This is a genomic window from Enterobacter sp. E1, from assembly GCF_016809815.1.
Classification (GTDB): domain Bacteria; phylum Pseudomonadota; class Gammaproteobacteria; order Enterobacterales; family Enterobacteriaceae; genus Enterobacter; species Enterobacter adelaidei.
The window spans coordinates 1-23,273 of the sequence record NZ_JAFBJM010000011.1 but is presented as its reverse complement, the minus strand read 5'-3'; the positions used below and the strand labels follow the sequence as shown (position 1 = coordinate 23,273).

The 23,273-nt window shown below is 54.7% G+C and carries 25 protein-coding genes; 5 read left to right on the top strand and 20 right to left on the bottom strand.

Features of this window, described 5'->3' with window-relative positions:
- Positions 1-69 precede the first annotated feature (69 nt).
- Both alsB and alsR read right to left on the bottom strand, forming a co-directional pair.
- Positions 70-1,005: a D-allose transporter substrate-binding protein gene (gene alsB / locus JGF26_RS19880; RefSeq protein WP_134708621.1), complete on the bottom strand. Its 936-nt coding sequence runs from the start codon at positions 1,003-1,005 to the stop codon at positions 70-72.
- A 65-nt stretch (positions 1,006-1,070) separates the two neighbouring features.
- Complete coding sequence (alsR, locus tag JGF26_RS19875) at positions 1,071-1,961, bottom strand: D-allose utilization transcriptional regulator AlsR (protein WP_134708622.1); 891 nt, start codon at positions 1,959-1,961, stop codon at positions 1,071-1,073.
- 349 nt (positions 1,962-2,310) lie between these two features.
- On the opposite strand from alsR, the gene rpiB reads away from it, so the two are divergent.
- Both rpiB and yjdP read left to right on the top strand, forming a co-directional pair.
- Positions 2,311-2,760 carry a bifunctional allose-6-phosphate isomerase/ribose-5-phosphate isomerase RpiB gene (gene rpiB, locus JGF26_RS19870; RefSeq protein WP_134708623.1) on the top strand — a complete coding sequence of 150 codons (450 nt, stop codon included), beginning with the start codon at positions 2,311-2,313 and terminating at the stop codon, positions 2,758-2,760.
- A 69-nt stretch (positions 2,761-2,829) separates the two neighbouring features.
- Complete coding sequence (yjdP, locus tag JGF26_RS19865) at positions 2,830-3,153, top strand: DDRRRQL repeat protein YjdP (RefSeq protein ID WP_028017904.1); 324 nt, start codon at positions 2,830-2,832, stop codon at positions 3,151-3,153.
- 45 nt (positions 3,154-3,198) lie between these two features.
- Here yjdP and phnP read toward each other — a convergent pair whose 3' ends face one another.
- The 16 genes from phnP to JGF26_RS19785 all read right to left on the bottom strand — a co-directional run bounded on the left by phnP (position 3,199) and on the right by JGF26_RS19785 (position 14,912).
- Entirely contained in the window at positions 3,199-3,957 is a 759-nt protein-coding gene (gene phnP / locus JGF26_RS19860; RefSeq protein ID WP_134708624.1) for a phosphonate metabolism protein PhnP, read from the bottom strand.
- A 9-nt stretch (positions 3,958-3,966) separates the two neighbouring features.
- Entirely contained in the window at positions 3,967-4,401 is a 435-nt protein-coding gene (phnO, locus tag JGF26_RS19855) for an aminoalkylphosphonate N-acetyltransferase (protein WP_049007717.1), read from the bottom strand.
- Positions 4,394-4,945: a ribose 1,5-bisphosphokinase gene (phnN, locus tag JGF26_RS19850; protein ID WP_028017901.1), complete on the bottom strand. Its 552-nt coding sequence runs from the start codon at positions 4,943-4,945 to the stop codon at positions 4,394-4,396. The genes phnO and phnN overlap by 8 nt, the downstream gene beginning before the upstream one ends.
- On the bottom strand, positions 4,942-6,078 hold the full coding sequence (gene phnM, locus JGF26_RS19845; protein ID WP_134708625.1) for an alpha-D-ribose 1-methylphosphonate 5-triphosphate diphosphatase: 1,137 nt from the start codon (positions 6,076-6,078) through the stop codon (positions 4,942-4,944). The genes phnN and phnM overlap by 4 nt, the downstream gene beginning before the upstream one ends.
- Complete coding sequence (gene phnL / locus JGF26_RS19840) at positions 6,075-6,755, bottom strand: phosphonate C-P lyase system protein PhnL (protein ID WP_134708626.1); 681 nt, start codon at positions 6,753-6,755, stop codon at positions 6,075-6,077. The genes phnM and phnL overlap by 4 nt, the downstream gene beginning before the upstream one ends.
- Positions 6,756-6,764: 9 nt before the next feature.
- The gene (gene phnK / locus JGF26_RS19835) at positions 6,765-7,520 is read right to left on the bottom strand and encodes a phosphonate C-P lyase system protein PhnK (protein ID WP_014068565.1); all 756 of its coding nucleotides are present in this window, start codon (positions 7,518-7,520) and stop codon (positions 6,765-6,767) included.
- Positions 7,517-8,362 carry an alpha-D-ribose 1-methylphosphonate 5-phosphate C-P-lyase PhnJ gene (phnJ, locus tag JGF26_RS19830; RefSeq protein ID WP_134708627.1) on the bottom strand — a complete coding sequence of 282 codons (846 nt, stop codon included), beginning with the start codon at positions 8,360-8,362 and terminating at the stop codon, positions 7,517-7,519. Before phnJ ends, phnK begins: the two co-directional genes overlap by 4 nt.
- Positions 8,355-9,419 (bottom strand): carbon-phosphorus lyase complex subunit PhnI, encoded by a 1,065-nt coding sequence (locus JGF26_RS19825; protein WP_134708628.1) that lies wholly within the window; start codon positions 9,417-9,419, stop codon positions 8,355-8,357. Before JGF26_RS19825 ends, phnJ begins: the two co-directional genes overlap by 8 nt.
- Positions 9,419-10,003, bottom strand: coding sequence for a phosphonate C-P lyase system protein PhnH (gene phnH / locus JGF26_RS19820; protein ID WP_134708629.1), 585 nt, complete (start codon positions 10,001-10,003; stop codon positions 9,419-9,421). The genes JGF26_RS19825 and phnH overlap by 1 nt, the downstream gene beginning before the upstream one ends.
- A complete protein-coding gene (gene phnG, locus JGF26_RS19815) occupies positions 10,000-10,452 on the bottom strand; it encodes a phosphonate C-P lyase system protein PhnG (RefSeq protein WP_134708630.1) in 453 nt (150 codons plus the stop codon). The genes phnH and phnG overlap by 4 nt, the downstream gene beginning before the upstream one ends.
- Complete coding sequence (gene phnF, locus JGF26_RS19810; RefSeq protein ID WP_134708631.1) at positions 10,453-11,178, bottom strand: phosphonate metabolism transcriptional regulator PhnF; 726 nt, start codon at positions 11,176-11,178, stop codon at positions 10,453-10,455. It abuts the gene before it with no gap.
- Positions 11,179-11,198: 20 nt separating this feature from the next.
- On the bottom strand, positions 11,199-11,978 hold the full coding sequence (phnE, locus tag JGF26_RS19805) for a phosphonate ABC transporter, permease protein PhnE (RefSeq protein WP_028017893.1): 780 nt from the start codon (positions 11,976-11,978) through the stop codon (positions 11,199-11,201).
- Between the two features lie 115 nt (positions 11,979-12,093).
- On the bottom strand, positions 12,094-13,110 hold the full coding sequence (phnD, locus tag JGF26_RS19800; RefSeq protein WP_134708632.1) for a phosphonate ABC transporter substrate-binding protein: 1,017 nt from the start codon (positions 13,108-13,110) through the stop codon (positions 12,094-12,096).
- 24 nt (positions 13,111-13,134) lie between these two features.
- Entirely contained in the window at positions 13,135-13,923 is a 789-nt protein-coding gene (gene phnC, locus JGF26_RS19795) for a phosphonate ABC transporter ATP-binding protein (RefSeq protein WP_108089428.1), read from the bottom strand.
- 135 nt (positions 13,924-14,058) lie between these two features.
- Positions 14,059-14,496, bottom strand: a complete 438-nt coding sequence (gene yjdN / locus JGF26_RS19790) for a VOC family metalloprotein YjdN (RefSeq protein ID WP_134708633.1) — start codon at positions 14,494-14,496, stop codon at positions 14,059-14,061.
- An 80-nt stretch (positions 14,497-14,576) separates the two neighbouring features.
- Positions 14,577-14,912, bottom strand: coding sequence for a zinc ribbon domain-containing protein YjdM (locus tag JGF26_RS19785; RefSeq protein WP_028017889.1), 336 nt, complete (start codon positions 14,910-14,912; stop codon positions 14,577-14,579).
- A gap of 595 nt (positions 14,913-15,507) precedes the next feature.
- On the opposite strand from JGF26_RS19785, the gene crfC reads away from it, so the two are divergent.
- Both crfC and JGF26_RS19775 read left to right on the top strand, forming a co-directional pair.
- A complete protein-coding gene (crfC, locus tag JGF26_RS19780; RefSeq protein WP_134708634.1) occupies positions 15,508-17,862 on the top strand; it encodes a clamp-binding protein CrfC in 2,355 nt (784 codons plus the stop codon).
- Positions 17,859-18,734 (top strand): diguanylate cyclase regulator RdcB family protein, encoded by an 876-nt coding sequence (locus JGF26_RS19775; protein WP_028017887.1) that lies wholly within the window; start codon positions 17,859-17,861, stop codon positions 18,732-18,734. Before crfC ends, JGF26_RS19775 begins: the two co-directional genes overlap by 4 nt.
- Before the next feature lie 58 nt (positions 18,735-18,792).
- Here JGF26_RS19775 and kdgT read toward each other — a convergent pair whose 3' ends face one another.
- Positions 18,793-19,785, bottom strand: a complete 993-nt coding sequence (kdgT, locus tag JGF26_RS19770) for a 2-keto-3-deoxygluconate transporter (RefSeq protein WP_134708635.1) — start codon at positions 19,783-19,785, stop codon at positions 18,793-18,795.
- A gap of 648 nt (positions 19,786-20,433) precedes the next feature.
- On the opposite strand from kdgT, the gene proP reads away from it, so the two are divergent.
- Positions 20,434-21,936, top strand: a complete 1,503-nt coding sequence (gene proP, locus JGF26_RS19765) for a glycine betaine/L-proline transporter ProP (RefSeq protein WP_028017885.1) — start codon at positions 20,434-20,436, stop codon at positions 21,934-21,936.
- A 34-nt stretch (positions 21,937-21,970) separates the two neighbouring features.
- Here proP and JGF26_RS19760 read toward each other — a convergent pair whose 3' ends face one another.
- Complete coding sequence (locus tag JGF26_RS19760) at positions 21,971-22,924, bottom strand: nickel/cobalt transporter (RefSeq protein WP_028017884.1); 954 nt, start codon at positions 22,922-22,924, stop codon at positions 21,971-21,973.
- Positions 22,925-23,273 lie beyond the last annotated feature (349 nt).

Sequence of the window (23,273 nt, the reverse complement as noted above, 5' to 3'; positions counted from 1 at the left end):
CCTTATTAATACTCCCTCTCCCTGTGGGAGAGGGTTGGGGTGAGGGCACCAGGCCGCACCGAGTCGGTATTATTTCGTCACCAGAATCGAATCCACCAGCTTGAATTCCGGTGCTTTTTCCAGCGGGATCACCTTACCGGTTTTCGCCGCATCAACCATCAGCTTCAGGCCCGTAGCGCCAATATCCGCCGGGTTCTGCGCTACCGTGGCGGTCATCTGCCCGGCTTCGACCATCTTGCGCGCCTCCGGAATACCGTCGGTCCCCACTACCAGCACTTTGCCGAGCTTGCCCGCATTGGCCACCGCCTGCGCCACGCCCATCGCCATCGTATCGTTGGCGCAGTAGAAGGCTTTCAGGTTCGGGTTACGTTGCAATACGTTCGTTGCCACATCCAGCGCCTTAATGCGATCCCAGTCAGCCGGCTGGCTGGCAACCAGCTTGATGTGGCTGGCCTTTTTGAAGGCTTCCGTCGCACCGTTACGGCGGGCTTCACCGGATGCGTTCCCGGCTTTACCTTCGATGATCGCCACTTCACCGCCTTCGGCACCGAGCTTATCGATAATAAAATCCGCCCCTTTAGCGCCCACGGCGACGTTATCCGTAGTCACAAATCCTTCCACGTTGCCGCCCGCTTTTTTCAGGTTATCCATATCGATTTTTTCATCGAGGTTGACGAGGTAAATCCCCTTATGCCAGGCGCGCGCTACGGGCATGACCAGGTTGACGGAAGAAAGTGGGGCAAACGCGATACCTTTATATTTTTTATTACTCAAATCTTCGAAAAGCTGTAATTGCGACTGGAAATCCCCTTCGGAAGGCGAGGCAAAAATATCTACGCTCACGCCGAGCGTTTTCGCTTCATCTTCAATCCCTTTCTTCATATCCACCCAAAATGGATTCGAGAGCGTTTTTAATACGACGGCATATTCTGCTGCAGCAAACGCACTGGTGGATAACATTAAGCCCATAGCGGCGCCGCTGAAATATTTCAGATATTTATTCATAGCAGTGTTCTCAATGTAGGGTACATTTTTGTTGATCCCACGAATGTGGGATCAACCTTTTATTTTTACTTCAGTGCGCCAGGGGAGAAGAAATCCACAATAGCGCCGGTTTTTTGCATATTTAATGTGGCCTGTTCAATATTCTGTTGGGCCACGGAAACAAATAAAGCATCTAATAATGTTAATTGTAATATACGCGCGGAGGCGTTTCTCCCTAATAAGGGAGTCTCTGGTGCTGGCGAACAAATAATATAATCAGCCAATTTGGCAATAGGCGAATGGTAGCTGTGGGTAATACAGATAATTTTTGCACCGTTCTTTTTTGCCAGCTCAACGGCCGATTTTACATCGCTGGTGCGCCCGGAGTGCGAGACCACCAGCACCACATCGCCCTCTTTCAGCAGCGATGCAGACATCATCATAATGTGCGCGTCCTGGTAGGACTGGCAGCGCACGCCGATGCGCAAAAACTTGTGCTGGATATCGGCACAAATGGCGTTCGATCCCCCCACGCCGTACAGGTCGCGCTGATTCGCCTGGGCGAAAAAACGCGCCGCGCGGTGAATTTCATCGACGTTCACAATCGACTGGCCTTCCATAATGGTGCGCAGCGTAATGTTAAACACCTTATTGACCACGTCCTGTGGCGCTTCATCGAAAGCAAGTTCGGCAGGCAGTACCTGTTCAGACTGGGAAAAATAGTTCACCAGCGCGGCGCGCAGATTGCGAAAGCCGCTGAACCCCAGCAGTTTCGCAACTTTGACAATCATCGCCTCTGAAACCGTCAGCGCCTCGGCCACATCTTTGATCGCCGGGGTGCCGCGCAGATTGCCTGGCTGAAGCAGCCAGTCAACGATACGGCTTTCGTTGTCGGTCATCCCCTCCTGCTTCATGCGCAGGTACGGTGCCAGGCCGATGCCATTAGGCTGCTCTTTTTCAAATTCTGACTGGCTCATCGCTCTCTTTTGTCCTTAAAAATGAAGACGACACTATATCACCACATTCACCCTGGGAAATATGCTGTCAACTTCACAATAATTATAAATTCATAAAGTTTTTAGTATTGTGAAGTTTTGCGTTATAAGTGATTGAGAATATCGCTATAAATCAATTAATTACCCGTATTTTCTTTTTTTTGCTTTGCGTGGAGAGGGACGTTTTCACTTATTATGCGCTTGAAAAGGGAAAAGCACCGGTGTAGAACACGCACAGAACTCGATGGTTTTGTGGTTTTATTGCACAAAAAGCCGGTCTTAAATCACAACTCTCATCGGGTTCGTAAAGTTAACCTACTGAGGGGCATATATGAGAAGGATTGCGTTTGGCTGCGACCACGTCGGTTTTATCCTGAAAGAGGACATTCTGGCGCACCTGCGCGCTCGGGGAATTGAGGTGTTGGATAAAGGCACCTGGTCGCCAGAGCGAACCGATTACCCGCATTTCGCCAGCGCGGTGGCGCAGGCTGTTATCGCGAGAGAAGCGGAGAGCGGCATTTTGATCTGCGGCACAGGGGTGGGGATCTCCATCACCGCCAACAAATTTCCCGGCATTCGCGCGGTAGTCTGCAGCGAACCTTACTCCGCGCAGCTTTCGCGTCAGCACAATGACACCAACGTACTGGCCTTTGGCTCGCGCGTGGTTGGTCTGGAACTGGCAAAAATGATCGTTGATGCGTGGCTGGATGCGGCGTTTGAAGGGGGACGGCACCAGATGCGGGTGGAGGCGATAGGGGCGATTGAACGCGAGAAGAATTGAGATTCCTCCGCTACCTCTCTCGTTTGCCGTTTATTACTGTAAAGCCAGTTAACCTGCGAGTCTGGCCTTATGAAACGTTACTCAACTGCTCTGTTATTTGGTCTGCTGTCACTCACCAGCCAACTGGCTCACGCCGATATTGTTGATGATGCCATTGGCAATATTCAGCAGGCGATCAATGACGCCTATAACCCCAGCAGTAGCCGAAGCAGCGATGACGACGAACGTTATGACCGCAGCCGTCAGATCGACAGTCGACAGTACGACGACCGTCGTCGGCAGCTTGAAGACAGACGCCGCCGTTTAGACGAGCGTCAGCGTCAGTTGGATGACGATCGCCGTCGGTTAGAAGAGGATGAGCGCAGGTTAGAAGACGATTACGACCGAGGGTAAGTGCGGCCTGTTGCCCTCACCCTCTCCACGGGAGAGAGTGAAAAACTAATCCAGCGCCAACACCATGCCGTCATACCCCGCTTCAAACCCTTCCGGAAGCGGATTATTCATCATCCACACGTCAAACTGATGGCTGATGTGCGTCAGGATCACTTGCGGGCAGCCAATCGTCTCGTTTAATGCAATTACGGTATTTAAGTCGCAATGGTTTCGCGGCGTTTCATCGCGCGGTTCGTGGCTGCAGTCGATAATCATCGCCTGCGGCTGGTTGTTAAGCAGGAACTTCACCGTTTTTTCCGACAATCCGGCGGTATCCGATAGCCAGGCCACGCGGCTGTGGGCCGATTCCAGCAAATACCCGAAGGTCAGTTTCGAGTGGTTGAGCGGCAACGGTGTGACCCGCAGCCCTTGTAGCTCAAACATCACAAACGGTTCCACTGTATGGCTGAAGTCCAGGAGCCCCGGGTGCCTGAACAGGTCGTCACAGCCCACGTCGTCCGGCGGACCATAGACAGGAATGGTCGCCCCCACTCCCCAGCGCAGCGGGAATAACCCCTGAACGTGATCCATATGGTAATGGGTGAGCAAAAACTGCTGGAAGCTGCCTGCCGGCCAGTCGTCCATCAGGTGCGGAATACCGGCATCCAGCAAGGTTATGGCTTCATTGAATTTGACCACCGCGCTGCACGGACGACGGCGATAGCTATCCTGCAAACGCGCCCGGCGACACGCCGCGCAGTCGCAGCCAAATACCGGAACCAGCTGGGCACCGCCGGTGCCGGTTAACGTGATCGTCAGACTCATCGCATACCTCTACAGCGGTTTGGTGAATCGAAAATGACTCTGTGTGTAACCTTCACGGACATAAAAACGGTGGGCATCCACGCGTTTTACGCTGGTGGAAAGCTCGGTTAACTCCGCTCCCGCCTGACGTGCGACGTCTTCTGCCCAGGCCAGGAGTTGGCTCCCCACTTTGTGACCACGCGCCTGCGGCATCACCACCAGCTCCTGGATTTCGCCAATCCAGCGTGCGTGATGCAGGTGAAACTGCATATGTAGGCCAATCATGCCGACGATCTGCCCGTCCAGCTCGGCAAGCTGATAACGCATATTGTGGTCTTGCAGATTAGCAAGATAACCGGTGTGAAAGGCCATATGATCGAACTCAGCCTGTTTTAGCTCGCAGATAAGAGCGTAAACCATCGCCGCATCGTCGGCGGTGGCGGGGCGAAGCTGGCAGTCAGGCATGCTGTTTCTCCTTCTGACGGATCAGCGATAAAAAGGTATCGACAGACTGTAGCAAACTTCCGTCATTATTGAGGATATGACATTCCGACGGGGTATAACGCGCCGCGCGCTCAAGCCGCTGGTCTATCTCACGGGCTGATTCGCGCCCCCGGCTCTGCAACCGGCTGCGCAGGACATCGGGTGAAACCTGCAGACAGACCGGCAGCAGGGCGGCTTCATATCGGGCGCGCGCTTGTTGAAGGTGTGCACGCGAACCGTTGACCAGCACGTCGAAACCCGCGTGTAGCCACAGGTCTATCTCGATACCAACCCCGTAGTAATAACCGTTAGCGTGCCAGCTGAGCGCCAGCAGGTTTTGCCCAGCGCGGGTGAAAAACTCCTGCTCACTCAGGGCAATATGATTTTCACTTCCGGCATTCGCCGCGCGGGTAATATAGCGGTGTGCGACCAGCAGTTGCGGGTGTTCCCGCTGCCTTAACGCGGACAGCAGGCTGTCCTTACCGGAGCCGGACGGCCCCATTAGCCAGATTAGTCTTCCCATCAGAATACCCGTTTTCCCTGACGCCAGACGTGGTCGATATGGATATGCTCACCTTTACGGTGGGCCAGCACCAGATCCGCCCGTTTACCTTCGGCAATCTCTCCACGATCCTGAAAATTCAGCGCCGATGCCGGGTTTTTCGTCACCAGACGAATGGCCTGCGGCAGCGTGAATCTGTTGCCCTCGTCGTCCGCCACCCGGAATGCCGCATCCAGCAGGCTGGCGGGGTAGTAATCGGAGGAGAGGATATCGAGTAGATCAAGTGAGGCGAGCTTGCTTGCCGCCACGTTGCCGGAATGCGAGCCGCCGCGCACAATGTTCGGCGCGCCCATTAGCACGTTCATGCCGTGCTTACGGGAGGCTTCAGCTGCTTCAAATGTGGTGGGAAATTCGGCGATCACGCTACCAAGCTGATGAGATTCGAGTACATGTTCATGGGTGGCGTCATCATGGCTGGCCAGCGCGATGTTGCGGTCCCGGCACATCGCAGCAATGGAGAGGCGATTCGGCTGCGACCACTGTGCTGCCAGCGCCAGCTGCTCATCTTCGTAGCGGGCCATCTCAGCATCGGTGAGAGAGTACTTGCCCTGGTAGTATTCGCGATATTTCTCAATATTGGCGAACTGGCGCTGCCCTGGGGAGTGGTCCATCAGTGACACCAGCGAGACCGGCTCACGACCGACCAGCTTTTCAAACAGCGGCAGGGTGGTGTGATGCGGCAGTTCGCAGCGTAGATGCAGGCGGTGCTCGGCGCGGTTGAGACCACGTTTTTGCGTCTCTTCCACGGCGTTAATCATCTTCTCCAGATTTTCCAGACGATCGCCCCCGTCGCGCACGTCACCAATCGCTACCGCATCCAGTACGGTGGTGATGCCGCTGGCGACCATCAGCGCGTCGTGGCTGCTCATCGCCGAATGGGCGGGCCAGTCCACTTTCGGGCGCGGGGTGAAGAACTTATCCAGATTATCGGTATGCAGCTCGATCAGCCCCGGCAGCAGCCAGCCGCCTTCGCCGTCCATGGCTTCTGGGGAGCGACTCAGGGTTTCGGCGAACGCGCGGATCACCCCGTCCTGGATCTCAATGGAGCCGCCAACCACTTCATTTTCCAGCACCAGCTTGACGTTATTGATAATCATGCGTGGGTCCCCATTGGATGCAGTCTGTCTGCCACGCGCGAACGCACGGTTTCGTCGTGGAAGATCCCGACGATCGCCGCGCCGCGCGCTTTAGCCTGTTCGATCAGCTCCACCACCGCCGCGCTGTTTTTGCTGTCGAGCGAGGCGGTGGGTTCATCGAGCAGTAAAATCGGGTAATCGACGATAAACCCGCGCGCAATGTTCACGCGCTGTTGCTCGCCGCCGGAAAAGGTCGATGGCGCAAGGTGCCACAAGCGCTCAGGGACGTTCAGGCGCGTCAGCAGGCTGGCGGCTTTGGCGGCGCAAGTTTCACGCGGCATGCCAAGATCCAGAAGCGGCTGCATCACCACGTCCAGGGCGGAGATCCGCGGGATTACCCGCAGAAACTGGCTCACCCAGCCGATCGTTGAGCGGCGGACTTCCAGCACCTTGCGTGCCGGGGCCTGCACCAGATCCACCCACTCGTCATTGTGACGGATGTGAATGTGGCCTTCGTCCGGCAGATAGTTGGCGTAAAGCGAGCGCAGCAGGGTGGATTTACCGCTGCCTGAATGACCATGCAGAACCACACATTCGCCATTGCTGACCTCAAGTGACGCATCTTGCAGCACCGGCAGGCGCACGCCGTTTTGCTGGTGGAGCACAAAGGTTTTACTTACGTTTTGCACGCGGATCATGTTGGCCTCTTAATTCTGCAATACCGACGACACCAGCAGCTGGGTGTACGGATGATGGGGATCGTCGAGTACCCGGTCGGTTAACCCACTTTCCACCACCTGACCTTGTTTCATTACCAGCAAACGGTCCGCCAGCAGGCGCGCCACCCCCAGATCGTGGGTCACAATCACCACCGCGAGGTTCAGCTCTACCACCAGGCCGCGCAGCAGATCGAGCAGTCTCGCCTGCACGGAGACGTCCAGCCCGCCGGTGGGTTCATCCATAAACACCAGCTTCGGATGGGTGACCAGGTTGCGGGCGATTTGCAGACGTTGCTGCATGCCGCCGGAAAATGTTGTCGGCAGGTCGTCGATACGCGAGGCAGGGATTTCAACTTCTTCCAGCCAGTGTTGCGCCGTGGCGCGGATATTGCCGTAATGGCGCGCGCCGGTGGCCATCAAGCGCTCGCCGATGTTGCCTCCCGCAGATACCTGGCGGCGCAGGCCGTCCATCGGGTGCTGATGCACCACGCCCCATTCGGTGCGCAGCAGGCGGCGGCGTTCGGCTTCGCTCATGCCGTACAGAGATTGGCCTTCATATAAAATGTCGCCATTCTGTGGTGTCAGGCGCGCAGAGATGGACTTAAGCAGGGTGGTTTTGCCCGAGCCGGACTCGCCGACGATCCCGAGCACTTCCCCCGGCCATAGCTCAAAAGAGACATCGCTGAAGCCTTTGCCAGGCGCATAAAGGTGGGTCAGGTTGTTGACCGAAAGCAGCGGTTTCATTGGCCTTTCGCCTCGCTCTGTTGGCGGCAGAAATCGGTGTCGGAGCAGACAAACATCCGTTTGCCCGTGTCATCCAGCACCACTTCGTCCAGATAGCTGTGTTTCGAACCGCAGATGGCACACGGCTCATCCCACTCCTGCACCGTAAACGGGTGGTCATCGAAGTCGAGACTCTCCACACGGGTGTAGGGCGGCACGGCGTAGATGCGCTTTTCACGCCCGGCACCGAATAGCTGCAGCGCAGGCATCATGTCCATCTTCGGGTTATCGAATTTCGGGATCGGCGACGGGTCCATCACGTAGCGACCGTTCACCTTCACCGGGTAGGCGTAGGTGGTGGCGATATGGCCGAAACGGGCTATATCTTCATACAGCTTCACCTGCATGATGCCGTACTCTTCCAGGGCGTGCATGGTGCGGGTTTCGGTTTCACGCGGCTCAATAAAGCGCAGCGGCTCAGGGATAGGGACCTGAAAAATCAGGATTTGATCTTCGGTGAGTGGCGTTTCTGGAATGCGGTGACGGGTCTGGATCAGCGTGGCATCTTCGGTTTTTTCGGTGGTGTTAACACCCGTCACGCGCCTGAAGAAGTTACGAATCGACACGGCGTTGGTGGTGTCGTCCGCCCCCTGGTCGATGACCTTCAGTACATCCGCTTCCCCAATCACGCTGGCGGTAAGCTGAATACCGCCGGTGCCCCAGCCGTAGGGCATCGGCATTTCGCGGCCGCCGAACGGTACCTGATAGCCCGGGATTGCCACCGCTTTCAGGATAGAGCGGCGGATCATACGTTTGGTTTGCTCATCCAGATAAGCAAAATTGTAGCCGCTTAAGTTAGCCATTTTCGCGCTCCCGTTGCAGGCGTTTCAGTAGTTCCAGTTCGGCCTGGAAATCAACGTAGTGCGGCAGCTTGAGGTGCGAGACAAAGCCTGCGGCCTCAACGTTATCCGCGTGGGCCAGCACGAACTCTTCGTCCTGTGCCGGGCCGGAGATGTGTTCACCGTAGTCCGGGGCCTGCAGCGCGCGGTCGACCAGCGCCATGGCCATTGCCTTGCGTTCGCTCATGCCATACACCAGGCCGTAGCCGCGCGTGAAGTGCGGATCTTCATCTTCCGGTGCCACAAAACCGTTGACCATTTCACATTCGGTCATCAACAGTTCGCCGACGTTTATCGCAAAACCCAGCTCTTCTGGCACAATTTCAACGTCGATGTAGCCGCTACGAATCTCTGCCGCGAACGGGTGGTTGCGCCCGTAACCGCGCTGCGTCGAGTAAGCGAGCGCCAGCAGATAACCTTCGTCGCCGCGCATCAGCTGCTGAAGACGCGAGGAGCGCGAGCACGGATACACTGGCGGTGTACGGGTGATGTCGTCTGGCGTGCTGCCAGTGTCTTCTTCAGCTTTTGCCAGCCCCTGATGTGCCAGCAGGCTAAAGACGTGCGGGGCGGCATCTTGCTGCGGTTCGGTCGTGTTCAGGGAAGGCGTTTCACCGTTGGCCAGCAGTGTGAAATCCAGCAGGCGGTGGGTGTAATCGTAGGTCGGGCCAAGCAGCTGGCCACCGGGGATATCTTTGTATACTGCCGAGATGCGGCGCTCTAAGCGCATGTCGGCTGAATTAATCGGCTCGCTTACCGCCAGTCTGGCAAGAGTGGTGCGGTAGGCGCGCAGCAGGAAGATGGCTTCGATGTTATCACCGCTGGCCTGCTTCAGCGCCAGCGCCGCCAGCTCGCGGTCTGCAATACCGCCTTCGGTCATCACCCGGTCGACGGCCAGATTCAGCTGTTGTTCTATCTGGGCAACGCTCAGCTCAGGAAGCTGCTCATCACCCCGTCGTCTGTGCTCCTGCAACGAATGGGCGGCGGCTATCGCCTTTTCGCCCCCTTTAACGGCGACGTACATCAGCACACCTCCACATGGGTGGTTCGCGGTATCGCCAGCAGGCGCTCGCCGCAGGTCAGGATCAGGTCGATACCCAGCGGGAACGGGTGCGGGCGCTCGGTCAGTTCATGGATGATGCACTCCGGCAGCTGTGGCGCGACCATGCGCTCGTCGGCGATCCCCGCTCCGGTGAGGCGTAACATGCGCCCGCCGCTCAGGCTGGAGACCTGCAAAATCAGCGTGGCGCTGGTTTCCGGGGCCACGGCGCTGCCTTCGCTCAGGGCGTTGAGCTGCTCGTGGCTTATCTGCTCATCTGCCACCGCAAAGACTGCCTGATGCGGCTGTTCGACCAGCGTGGCATTGGTGTGAAAACGCAGGTTCTGGCAGGCGATGTCGTTCGACATCCGGCCAGATAGCCACACCGGGGTGTCGTTATCGGCAAGGGTCAGCAGCACGCTGGTGGTGGCCAGGTTTAGCGGCAGCCAGCCCTGTGAAAGCTGATGCAGCGACACGATAACGCCCGGCTCGCTCATGGCTTTCAGCAGGCGACGAAAACTGTGTTGGGCATCCTGGACGGCCAGGGTAAAAGCGGGTTGAAGCGTCATGCGTTGTCTCCGCGAACGAGCGTAAAGAAGTCGACCCGGCTGGTGTTGACTTCGGCCTGGCGCGCGGCAAGGCGTGCGGCACGGTCGGCTTCCAGCGGGGCAATAAGGGTTTCCATTAATGACTGGAAATGAGGTTGTTCCTGCAACAGGGCGTCGATAACCGCGCAGCGTTCAGCGTGCGCTTTATCGCGCCCCATCACATAGCTGTAACCCAGCGTGCCGCTGCTCAGGCGAATGACGGCGCGGGTGAGCGTGGCGTCTCCGGCAAAGAAGCGTTCACCGGTTCCGCCCATGCGCGCCTGGATCTGCACCAGGCCAATCTCCGGCGCGCGGATGGCTTCGTAATCTGGCGTCAGGCTGAGCGCATTCATGCGGCCACGCAGCGCGGCAGGCTGGCTATGAGCGAGCACGCGCATCCAGCGCTGGCGGGTGGAGGTATCAAAGTGCATTCAATGCTCCATTGTGAATTCAATCATGTCGGCGCGGGTCAGGCTGACGGAGTATTCCGTTGCGTTGATCTCACCGTCACGGTGGTTAAGGGTGCGCACGCAGAGCAGCGGGGCCATGTTGGGGATCTCCAGTACTTTGCTCTCTTTGGCCTGCGCGCGGCGGGCGCTGATGCGCGTCTGGGTGCGCTTAAGCGCAATACCGGTGGCATCGCGCAAGAAGTCGTGCAGCGAGCCGCTGGAAAAGTGTTGCAGCACCGGCCAGAGGCTCAGGTCGGCGAAGTAGTGGTCTATCTGGCAAACCGCCACGCCGTTAACCCGGCGCAGCGTGCGCAGGTGCACCACGTTGTCGCCCTCCTGAATGCCCAGTGCGTCAGCCACGTGACTGGAGGCCGGGCGCAGCACCGACAGCAGTTTTTCGCTAGTGGGGTGACTGCCCTGATCGAGCAGATTCTGGCTAAAGCGCGCCTGCGCGTTGAGCGGGTAGTCGAACGGGCGCATCAGCACCAACACGCCCACGCCCTGACGGCGCTGAACCCATCCGCGCTCGACCAGCTGATCGATGGCGCGGCGCAAGGTATGACGGTTCACTTCATAACGGTCGGCAAGCTGTTGCTCGGCAGGCAAGTAATCCCCGCAGCGATAGTGCATGCGCAGTTCCACTTCAAGCTTTGCCGCAATTTCTTGCCAGCGGGTAGGGTAACTGGTCGGATGTCTGGATAAGTGCATAGAAATCAAAGCCTCGCTTCTCAGATGAAGTGCTTACGCAAACGTTGAGAGAGGAAGTCCAGCAGGCTGACGGTGATGATAATGAGCACCATCAGGGCGCAGGTTTGCTGGAACTGGAAACCGCGAATCGCTTCCCACAGCGTCACGCCAATGCCGCCAGCGCCCACCATGCCCACCACGGTGGCGGAGCGGACGTTGGACTCGAAGCGGTACAGGGAGTAGGAGATCAGCAGCGGCATCACCTGCGGCAGCACGCCGTACAGAATCTCTTCGATTTTGTTGGCGCCAGTCGCGCGGATGCCTTCAACCGGGCCGGGCTCGATGGCTTCAACCGCTTCTGAAAGCAGTTTGGAAAGCACGCCGGTGGTATGAATGAACAGCGCCATTACCCCGGCAAACGGGCCAAGTCCAACAGCCACCACGAACAGCATGGCGAAGACCATTTCGTTAATAGCGCGGCAGGCGTCCATCAGGCGACGCACCGGCTGATAAACCCACCACGGTACGATGTTTTCGGCGCTCATCAGGCCAAACGGAATGGAGAGAATGACGGCAAGGGCGGTACCCCAGACGGCGATTTGCAGGGTGATGGCCATTTCGCCAAGGTAATCCTGCCACTGGCTGAAGTCCGGCGGGAAGAAGTCGGCGGCGAAGGTTGCCATGTTGCCCGCGTCTTTGAAGAGCAGGAGCGGATCCATTTCCGCGCCCTTCCAGGAGATAACGAGCACCGCCAGCAGAATGGCCCAGCTTATCAGCGAGAACCAGCTGCGCTTCGGCGGCGGGAGGGTGATGGTTTGCATGTTGGCTCCTTTATCTGTTCTCCCTCTCCCTGTGGGAGAGGGCCGGGGTGAGGGCATCAGCGTGCGCATTTCCCCCTCACCCTAACCCTCTCCCTCAAGGGAGAGGGGACTTGAGTTACTGAACCGCTTTATTCACGCTGGTCATCGCGCTCAGCGCCGCAGTCAGGCGGTCCAGGTCTTCCAGCTTGGCCTGAATTTCAGACACTTTGCTGGTCTTCTCTTCGTCCTTCAGACCTTTGTTATCCTTCACGCCCTGCATCTCTTTAAACAGCGCCAGCTGGCGAATCGGCACCAGTTGCAGGTCGCTTGAGGCGCGGAACGGCGCCCAGCCCAGACGTTCCAGCACGGCTTTCTCTTCCGGCGTTTTGCCGTAGTTCATGAAGAAGTCGTACACCTTGTCCTTGGTGCTTTCGGAGAGGTTTTTACGCCACACAATCGGGTCGCCCGGGATCAGTGGTGATTTCCAGATAACCTTCAGCTCTTTCAGCTTGTCCGGCGCGGACGTCTTCAGCTTGTCGAGGTTCTCGGTGTTGTTGGTGGCAACATCCACCTGCTTGTTCGCCACAGCCAGCGCGTTGGTTTCGTGGCTGGCGTTGACGGTGCGCTTAAAGTCGCTGGCAGACGCATTGTTCTTGGCAAAGACGTAATAGCCAGGGACCAGGAAGCCAGAGGTGGAGTTCGGGTCGCCGTTACCAAAGGTCAGATCTTTGCGTTTGGCGAGCATGTCGTTGAGGTTATTGATTGGGCTGTCTTTATTAACGATCAGCACGCTCCAGTAACCCGGGGAGCCATCTGCCGCAACGGTCTGGGCAAAGACCTGGCCGTTCGCGCGATCGACTGCTTCCATCGCAGAGAGGTTGCCGTACCAGGCGATGTCCACTTTGTTAAAGCGCATCCCCTGGATGATGCCGGCGTAATCCGGCGCGAAGAAGGCGTTCACCTTGATCCCCAGTTTGGTTTCCATATCTTTCAGGAACGGTTCCCACTGAGGTTTGAGATTCTGCTGTGATTCCGTCGAAATAATGCCGAAGTTCAGCGCTTTTTCCTGTTCTTCCGCGTACGCAGGGCTTAACAGGGTGCTGATGCTGAACATACTGGTAAAGGCCAGTGCGGCAACGGCTTTGTAGCTCATGTACTTTCCTCGGATCGGGTTGGGTTATGCAGCCTGCGCGTTCTCGTCGACGCGGTTAATGCTGCGGTAGAGATGGTCAAAACGGTCGTTATCAAACTGATGGCTTGCGCCATCAAAGAACACGTGCCCCTGACGCAGCGCGACAATGCGCTCGCAGTAGCGCAGGGCGTAATCCACCTGATGCAGCGTCACCACCACGGTGATGCCGTCGTTCTGGTTAATGTCTCTCAGGGTTTCCATCACGATGCGCGCGGATTCCGGGTCGAGCGAGGCAATCGGCTCATCGGCCAGGATCACTTTGGCTTTTTGCATCAGCGCACGGGCAATCGCCACGCGCTGCTGCTGACCACCGGACAGGGTGGAGACACGCTGGTGGGCGAAATGCGCCATGCCAACGCGAGTCAGCGCCTGCAACGCCTGTTGTTTCTGAGAAGGGGAAAACCAGCGCAGACAGGTGCGCCAGAACGGCGTGCTGCCGAGTGCGCCAATCAGGACGTTCTCCAGCACCGTCAGGCGGTTCACCAGGTTGAACTGCTGGAAGATATAGCCTGTTTGCGCGCGGCTTTTACGGATATCACTCGCCAGACGGCCCGCGCGCTGGACGGTGTTACCCAGCAGTTCGACGTGACTTTCCGGTGCTTTATCGCAGGTAATAAGGCCGCTCAGGTGGCGCAGAAGGGTGGACTTACCTGAACCGGATGGCCCCAGCAGTGCCACCATTTCACCCTGCTGAACGGTCAGATCAACGGCATGCAGAGCCTTGTTATGATGAAAGGTCTTGCTCAGTTTCTCGACGCGGATGACAGTTTGCATATGCTGGGCCTCACGATAAATGTGGCCTCATGCTGGCGCATCAATGTGACATTTGGGTTAAGTCTGGGTTGCGGGAGTTTGAAGAGTTGAGCGGAGTTTGATGACAGGCGGAGGCAGAACGCCCCCGCCCGAAAATTAGTGCTGCTGTTTAACGACGTTAATCATCCACGGCACGCCGTATTTATCGGTGACTTTACCGAAACCGTGTGCCCAGAAGGTTTCCTGCCAGGCCATTTCGATATTCCCGCCCGCGGCGAGGTTGTCGAACCAGCGCTTGCCTTCATTGACGTCCTGGGTATCGAGTACCAGCGTGAAACCCGCGTACTGTGCGTTGCTGCCCGGCGGCATCCCGTCGCTCATCATGATATCGCTGCCCGCAATGCGGACGTTAGAGTGAGCGATCGCCGAATCCGGAAATTGCATACCGGACGGACAGCCTTCTTCGCTGTTATCGCTTTTTGGCATTTCGCCGAAGGTGATTTTATAGAGGAGCTCGGCACCGACGGCTTGCTGATAGAAGGCGGTGGCCTCTGCGCAGTTACCGGCGAATGAGATGTAGGGACTTAACGGCATAATCTTTACCTCACGTAAGAAAAGCTCGTTAAGTGTAGTTCCTGAATGCCCGGTATGCGAAGCGCCACCGGGCAGGTCAATCAGTTCTTTTTCACGAATTCAGATTTCAGTTTCATCGGGCCAAAGCCGTCAATTTTGCAGTCGATATTATGATCGCCTTCAACCAGACGGATATTTTTCACTTTGGTACCAATCTTCAGCATGGAAGAGCTGCCTTTCACTTTCAGATCTTTAATCACGGTGACGCTGTCGCCATCCGCCAGCAGATTGCCGTTCGCATCTTTTACGACAAGTGCATCGGCATCGTGTGATGGCTCGGCATCATTCCATTCATGGGCGCATTCCGGGCAGATAAACATGCCATTATCTTCATAGGTGTATTCAGAATTGCATTTTGGGCAGTGTGGGAGTTGCATATCGGTATCCTCAAAAAGTGTTAACGCGCTGGAAAGTGCCAGCTAAATGACGGCAGTGCGCCGAAAAAGGCGGCAAGTATAGCGCAAATCCACACGGTTGTCGGTGACATTGTTGATTAAAAAAATGCAAAAAGTGTATAGCGAGTGACATTTCCTGTCAGTCAGTTAAGCGATGCTTATGCCATTAACACGGTGGGAAGAAATGGCGTTAAATATATCGAATATTTTATTGCAGCAAATTGCTACGCTCCTTCATTTCGGATAAGGTGAAGCAACACATTGTTATTTATCTCCGGACTTCCCCGCCATTCATATCTTATGGTGGTGACGCATTACCTCTCTTTTTAGGTGGGTAAATAACGATGATATATCCTGAAGCTTCTTAAAAATGGGCTACGCTTTTTTCTTTTGGCCGTCAGGCCAGGAGGAGAGCTTCACACGCCATGCAAGGATAGTGAATTATTTCTGATTAGCATCAATCAGTTATATTTCGGCGAACATGTTTTCCACACGTGATCATATAAGCCTGAACAACATAATAAAAACCAGTGGCTTAATAAAAGTAATAAATTTGCGTTAAGGAAAGGCTTTTATCATGCACACACAGACCATTTTTGAATTAAGCCAGGAAGCAGAGCGTTTGTTACAGCTTGCCCTGCAAAATCTCGATACGCTGAAATCAGTGCCGACGGCGATGCTGGAGAGCACCACGGCGGCGATTACGGGTGAAAAGAACAACGTCTTGCCTTTGCATTTTAGTGCGCGCGGTGTCGAAGCACAGCAGGCAATGTTGAATAATGAATTACGGAAAATAACGCGTCTGGAAATGGTTCTGGCTATTGTTGGTACCATGAAAGCGGGGAAATCGACCACTATTAATGCGATTGTGGGCACGGAAGTGTTGCCGAACCGCAATCGTCCGATGACAGCGCTACCGACATTGATCCGTCATACACCGGGTCAGAAGGAGCCTGTACTGCATTTCTCTCATGTCTCGCCGATTGATGATTTGATCCGACTGCTACAGAAAAAGCTCTGCGATAACGATCGTGGGAAACTGGCTCAGCGTCTGGAAATTGATAAAGACATGAATATGCTGCTGGAGCGAATTGAAAAAGGGGAAGCTTTTGAGAAGCATCACCTGGGCGCGCAGCCGATATTTCATTGTCTGAAAAGCCTCAATGACCTCGTCAGACTCTCCCTGGCGCTGGGTGTCGAATTTCCCTTCTCTGAGTACGCGGCTATCGAACACATTCCGGTGATCGAAGTAGAGTTCGTACATCTTGCGGGTCTGGATGCCCACCTCGGTCAGCTGACGCTGCTCGATACCCCAGGGCCTAATGAGGCCGGGCAACCGCATCTGCAAAAAATGCTTAGCGAGCAGTTGTCCCGTGCATCGGCAGTGCTGGCAGTGATGGATTACACCCAGCTTAAATCTATTTCTGATGAAGAGGTCCGCCAGGCTATTTCGGTCGCGGGAAAATCAGTGCCGTTGTATGCCCTGGTCAATAAATTCGATCAGAAAGATCGTAATAGCGACGATGAAGAACAGATCAGGGCGATGATCTCTGGCACGCTCATGAAAGGCAATATTTCGCCCGGGCAGATCTATCCTGTTTCATCAATGTGGGCGTATCTGGCGAACCGCGCCCGCTACGAGATGATTACCCACGGACAACTGCCGGATCACCAGGAGCAGCCCTGGGTTCAGGATTTTGCAGAAGCTGCCCTTGGGCGTCGTTGGCGTACAGCGGATTTGGATGATATCGACCATATTCGTCATGCCGCCGATCTGTTGTGGGAAGACTCGTTATTTGAACAACCGATACGCAAACTGATTTACGCCGCTTATGCCAATGCGTCGTTATTTGCGCTGCGTTCGGCGTCGCATAAGCTTCTAAACTACGCGCAAAATGCCCGGGAGTATCTCGATTTTCGTTATCAGGGGCTGACTGTGGCCTTTGAGGAACTCGAACTTAACATTACGCGAATTGAAGAGGATATGGCGCAGCTGCAGACGCGTCAGCAGGTGGTCAGCGATGAAGTGAAACATGAAGTCGAGGAGGCGCTGAATGCAACGGATGACTTTATGGCGTTGCAGAAAAGTGCGCTTCAGCAGGCGATTGGTCATGTTTTTAGCCGTCCCAATATTCTTGATTTGGCCGGGATTGATCCGCTGAATCTTCGTCGCGATGAACCGGAAGCGCTTAAACAGCTGACGCTGGAAGATGAGGGACAGGCGCAGATTGTGCTGAGTAAAATCCGTTCCTCCTGCGAGCTGGTCATGCTGGATGCGCAGACGAAGATCTGTCGGGAGTTGGCGTTACGTTTTGATCAGCTGGAGTCTACGCTTGCGCGTTCACTGAATGAAGCGATGCGGCCTATTGAAACGCGTATTAAAGAACATCTGAGCCATGCCGGTTTTCGCGCACGGATTAGCTTCCCGGCGTTTCAGGCTAACCAGCTTAACTTCAACACGCGGGCGCTGTTTAACGATGCCATTGCGCAGGATAACACTCCGGCAGGCCAATCATCTGGCGGGAGTAGCATGCGTGAAACGGTCTCTCGCTGGCTCAATAACCCCGGCTGGGGTTGGGATGATTACGTCGAAACGCGCACGCGTTATGTTATCGATATTGCACAGCTACATGACAAATTTAAGCAACATATTGAGCAGTTTTGTGAACAAATCCGTAAAGCTTTATCCGCGCAGGTCGATGTCTCTGTTACGGCAGGAATGGCAACGTTCTTTGCAGAATTTTCGTTATGCCTGACCGGGTTACAGGAAAGCTTGCGTGATAGCCTCGCAGTGCGTCAACAAAATGAGCATTCAACCCGAGCGCTCTGCCAGTTGTTGAAGCAAAGTATTACTACTGCGACGTGGATTCAGGAAGATACCCGACTGTTACGCGATGACATTCAAACTCTATTCGCGGCAGAGCAACCATGACAACACAACTACTGGACGGTCCCGGGAGAACGCTGGAGTGTATTAATCCAAAATTTATGGTCGATCTGGTGCAGGGTGTCGATGCGCCGCGTCATCCCCACCAGGGACCACAACAGCTGCAGTTTCGTGAGCGTTTGACTCAGGAGATCATGACGCATACCCGGCTACGGCCCTGGGCAATGGCAGGAATGCTCAATGAAAATGCGGCGTTGCGCCTTGGGCTGGCAGAAAAACTGGCCGGTATGCTTGACCCCGGTCATCTCGCGCTGACGCTGATGGCCGATAAACTGATGGCGCTGCGTCAGCAGACTCACCCGCGGGCTCCGCAATCACCGGGCCTGATGCAGCAGTACGCTGAACTCTCCTCTCATTTTACCCAACGTGCAGCTTATAAAGAAAAGGCGCTGACCCAACGCGGATTAACGGTGCAGGCGGGTGAGCACAGTGAGCAAATTTTTACCCGCTGGCGAGCCGGGCTCTATGATGGCTGGTCTCTGGCCGGGCGCTGCTTTGTCGTCCTGGAAGAACTGCGCTGGGGGGCATTTGGCGACGCATGTCGCCTGGCCAATGAAGATGTGTCGGCAATGCTCAAGGATAACTTACGCAGCATGGCGGCGAACTATCTGGCGCAAGGCATCAATGCGTCTCCCTCTACCCGCCATTTTTATCACCAGTGGTTAACGACGCCTGCTTCTCCAGGATTGATCGATCATAAAGATATGCTGGGCTGGTTGGGTGACTGGTGCCAGGCAGATAAGCATCCTGTGAGCTGGTCAGTGACGCAAAACTGGCAAACTGTCGCGCTGGGTATGCCGAGGCTCTGTTCGGCAAAACGGTTGGTGGATGGGATGATGGAAGAGATTTTTGGGTGAATCCCTTACACATCTGCCCCCCTTTCCCCACAGGGAAAAGGGGGGCAGATGTGATGTGTTAATGATTCATTTCTATTGGTTTCGGTTCAGGCTGGGACTCTTGCCTATTTCCGTAACGTTTTGCATACAGCGCCGTGATGATGGGCACCAGGATCGCGGTAACAATCACGCTGGCAGCAACCAGTGCCGTCGCTGACGCGGCCACCGGTTTGAAGGCCGGATTTATTTGGGCAATGATCACCGGGTTTGCTACCGCCGCACCTGCGGCTGAAGAGGCGGCGACACCCGCCGTTCCGTTTCCTCCTCCAATCACGCGGTCGGCAATAATCAGCGGAATACCGGTGATGATGATGACAGCCACGCCCAGCACAATACCCAGCAGGCCTGTATCGAGAATGACATTCAGATTGATGGTGTTACCCAACGCGAAACCAAAGAACGGGATCAGTACTGGAGTGGCTTTGCTAAAGAAGTCACGCAAGTCGTGATCCAGGTTACCCAGGGCGAAACCGATCAGGAATGGCAGGATCGCGCCGACAAAGTGGTGGGGTTCAAATGATGCCAGGCCAGCAGACCCCAGAATCAGCATCGTCATCAGCGGGCCGGATTCCAGAGACATCAGTACAAATGCCCCCGACTCTTCTTTCGTTCCATACTGGTTCATCAGGCTGGCATACAATCCACCGTTGGTCATATCCATCGCAGAGACAATTGCCAGAACTGATAAACCAGCGAAGAACCCGGTCTGAATTCCATTCTCCGGAATGAACATTGCACATATCATTGCCACAGCCCAGGCGACTGCTATTTTGGTTATCACCAGCGTACCGGATTTACGTAATACGGTACCCGTTGCCCGCAAATTAATGGATGCTCCAATACAAAAGAACCAGACTGCCAGAATGGGAACGGTGCCGGTTATCATTCCTTTTGTGAAACCACCAAAATAGGCTCCGGTATCAGGAGCCAGGGTATTCAGGATGGCACCCAGTACCAGCGGAACCAGCATCATGCCGCCAGGTATGCGTTCTATCGTGGCCTTAATCTTCATATATAACCCTCACATCTGATCCCGCGAAACGGGTGATAATCGCTAAAAATAATTCAATAAATTCAATAAATTGAATTTTTTTTCGTGAATTTATTTCGATAGCCATGCAGCAAAAAATAAACGTGTGTTCTCGTTTAGCCATGTTTGAAAACACATGTAACGTTGTATTTGGATTTATCATGCGATCAATGGAATGTTGATTCAACAAAAACAAAACGATGTTTTAGTTATCTTTGTCACATATTCAATGTAAATTTTCGGATGGGTTCTTGATGGGCGGAGTTATGTAAATCTAATGTGAATTAATGCGGTTTGTTTTTCCGTTACAAAAGAAATAATGACGCGCGTGAGGATATTCTTGTAGGGGGAATGAGGAAGGTCTTATTGGCGCTAATTGACAAAAACTTAACTCAGTTGACCTTATGCGCAAATTAGTGTGAAGTTGATCACAAATATAAACGCTGGTAGGGTAAAAAGGTCATTAACTGCCCAGACAGGCGTCAACAGGTTCGGTTGTATCGACGTAAAACGTCAATGTAAGTAAACCTGCTACGCTTGAATAAGGCGATTCGCATGGAGCGGATCCCATGGTTCACAGAACGCAAACTGGACTGTGAAACAGACAGGGCCGAGTCTACGAGGATAGTTATGCTGAGAAGGAAAAAGATTAAACCCATCACACTTCGCGACGTCACCATCATTGATGACGCAAAATTGCGTAAAGCCATTACCGCAGCTTCGCTCGGTAATGCGATGGAGTGGTTCGATTTTGGTGTCTACGGCTTTGTGGCCTATGCGTTAGGTAAAGTGTTCTTCCCCGGGGCTGACCCCAGCCTGCAGATGATTGCCGCACTGGGTACGTTTTCCGTTCCCTTCCTGATTCGCCCGCTGGGCGGCCTGTTCTTCGGTATGCTCGGCGATAAATATGGTCGCCAGAAGATCCTTGCCATCACCATCGTCATTATGTCGATCAGTACGTTTTGTATCGGCCTGATCCCGTCGTATGCCACGATCGGGATCTGGGCGCCGATTCTGCTGCTGATATGTAAGATGGCCCAGGGCTTCTCCGTGGGTGGGGAGTATACCGGTGCTTCGATCTTCGTCGCAGAGTATTCCCCGGACCGTAAGCGTGGCTTTATGGGGAGCTGGCTGGACTTTGGCTCGATTGCCGGGTTTGTCATGGGCGCGGGCGTAGTAGTACTGATTTCAACTGTGGTAGGGGAAGATAATTTCCTCGACTGGGGCTGGCGTATCCCGTTCTTCCTGGCCTTGCCGCTGGGGATCATTGGTCTGTACCTGCGTCATGCGCTTGAAGAGACCCCAGCATTCCAGCAGCACGTCGAAAAACTGGAACAGGGTGACCGTGAAGGGCTGCAGGAAGGTCCGAAGGTGTCGTTCAAAGAGATTGCCACTAAGCACTGGCGCAGCCTGCTGACCTGTATTGGTCTGGTTATTTCTACCAACGTCACCTACTACATGCTGTTGACTTATATGCCGAGCTATTTGTCGCATAACCTGCATTACTCGGAAGATCACGGTGTGCTGATTATTATCGCCATTATGGTCGGTATGCTGTTTGTGCAACCGATTATGGGTCTGTTAAGTGACCGCTTTGGCCGTCGACCGTTTATTATCCTGGGGAGTGTTGGTCTGTTTGCCCTGGCAATCCCGGCATTCATTCTGATTAACAGTAATGTACTGGGGCTGATTTTCGCGGGTCTGCTGATGCTGGCAGTGATCCTCAACTGCTTTATTGGGGTGATGGCCTCCACATTACCCGCGATGTTCCCGACACACATTCGCTATAGTGCGCTGGCCGCAGCTTTTAACATTTCGGTGCTGATTGCCGGTCTGACCCCGACCCTTGCCGCCTCGCTGGTGGAGAGTACGCAGAACCTGATGATGCCTGCTTATTACCTGATGGTGATTGCGGTGATTGGTTTGATTACCGGTATTGCTATGAAGGAGACGGCAAATCGTCCATTGAAAGGGGCGACGCCTGCCGCATCCGATATTCAGGAAGCGAAAGAGATCCTGCGTGAGCACTACGATAATGTAGAGCAGAAGATTGAGGATATTGACGCAGAGATTGAAGAACTGCAGAAAAAACGCTCCCGACTCGTGGATCAGCATCCACGCATCAACGAGTAATAAATGAAACCCGCCAACGGCGGGTTTTCTTTTATTAGCATCCGGCGGCGATGTAGTCGCCATTGGCGCTGATGGGGATCACTGTCAGGAACAGGATCGTCGCGAACAGGATCAGGACTATCCCTCCGGCTATTTTGACTACCGGTACCAGCCATTTTAGTGAGGCGCTTCCTCCAAACCAGGCCACTGTGCGCTCACGGGCGTAACGTACTGCCAGTGAAAGTCCCATAATAGAGAGTGCCGTTCCCAGAGACATGGTCATTACTGCGGCCATCCCCCAGGTGACTATGCCCAGCGCGTTCGAGAACATCAGGATCATGATTGCCCCGCTACACGGGCGCGCGCCAATTGCCAGAATCACACCCAGGCGGGTTTTCCAGTCACCTTGTGTCAGATTCGCTCCCACACCATGGTGGCTACAGCCACAGTGTTCGTCATGCTGATGGAGGGGCTTGATGGTTGAAATAGTCATCCTGTGCGGACGCAGGCTCTTAAGCGACTGGTAAATGATAAATGCACCAAATGCGCCAATGAGTACTGCGCTTATCTTCTCAACATACCAGCGGCTGGTACTGATATCCCCTGACGCGAGGTTAAACCCGACTGCCAGAATAAAGACAAAAAGAATGGCGCTGACGCCTTGCATCAGGCTGCCAAGGAAAGGGACAACCCGGGCGGCCAGCTCGCTTTCCTTATTTGTAGTCAGGTAGGTCGTCACGATGAACTTTCCGTGCCCGGGGCCAATGGCGTGGAGAACGCCATAAAGGAAAGCCCCCGTTAATAGCCATAATCCGCCGCTGTACTGGTGGTTATTAAGCTGCAGCAAATACATCACCAGATAACGGTGCAGCGTAATTTGCGTGGCCAGGCACCACTGGATAAAGGCATTCCAGTGCGTATGCAGGGTAAAACCGGCAAAGAGGATCGCCAGCAAAATCAGTCCTGCTGTGGGGATACGCCAGTCACGGGTGAGGCGTTGTGTGGTCATGAAGGTGGCCTGCGGAGGAGAATATTTGCCGCTAGTATAGTTGATCTTCCTCCTCGGTTCGCAGGATCACGCCAGGATCTATGAGCAATTGTGGATAACTCTGTGTGTAAAAAGGTATAAAGCGGGGTTTTGCTGGGGAATGCAGCAGTCAGTCATTTTTTTGCAACTTTTCGGTTGCGGCCTGCGGAGAACTCCCTATAATGCGCCTCCATCGACACGGCAGATGTGAATCACTTCACAAACAACCCGGTCGGTTGAAGAGAAAAAATCCTGAAATAACGGGTTGACTCTGAAAGAGGAAAGCGTAATATACGCCACCTCGCAACGGTGAGCTGAAAGCCGCGTTGCA